1 protein-coding gene is annotated in these 451 nt (G+C 46.6%); it reads right to left on the reverse strand.

The window, feature by feature from the left end; all coding sequences use genetic code 11:
• Positions 1–451 (reverse strand): hypothetical protein (locus ACTHTJ_RS10865; protein WP_440362687.1); only part of this gene is annotated, 451 nt, incomplete at its 5' end.

Raw genomic sequence — 451 nt, forward strand, 5'->3', positions numbered from 1 at the left:
TCAAGACAATGTTCGTTTGGGCCCCTGGGCGGATGTCTTCTCCTTCCTCCTTTCCTCTTCTCTCCTTCCTCCTTCTTCCTCTCCTTTTTTCTCTCCCTTCCCTCCCCTCCCCCTTTCTTTTCCCTCCTTCTTCTTCCTCCCTCCTTTCCCCTTTCTTTCTTTTCCTTCTCTCTCTTCTCCTTTCTTCCTTCTCCCTTCTTTTTCCTCCCTTTCCTTCTTTCTCTCCTTTTCTTCTTTTCCCCCTTTTTCTCTTTTCCCCTCTCCTCCTTTTCCCCCTCCTTTTTCTTTTCTTTTCTTCTTCTTTTTCTTTTCCTTTTTTCTTTCTCCTTTTTTTTCTCTTTTTTCTTCCTCCGCCTTCTTTCCCTTCTCTCTTCCTCTCTCCTTCCTTTCTTCTTCCCCCTCCCTTTCCTCTCCTCCTTCCCCTTTTCTTCCCCCCCTCTCCCCCTTTCTT

Source organism: Neisseria sp. P0018.S001, assembly GCF_051957355.1.
GTDB classification, from domain to species: domain Bacteria; phylum Pseudomonadota; class Gammaproteobacteria; order Burkholderiales; family Neisseriaceae; genus Neisseria; species Neisseria subflava_A.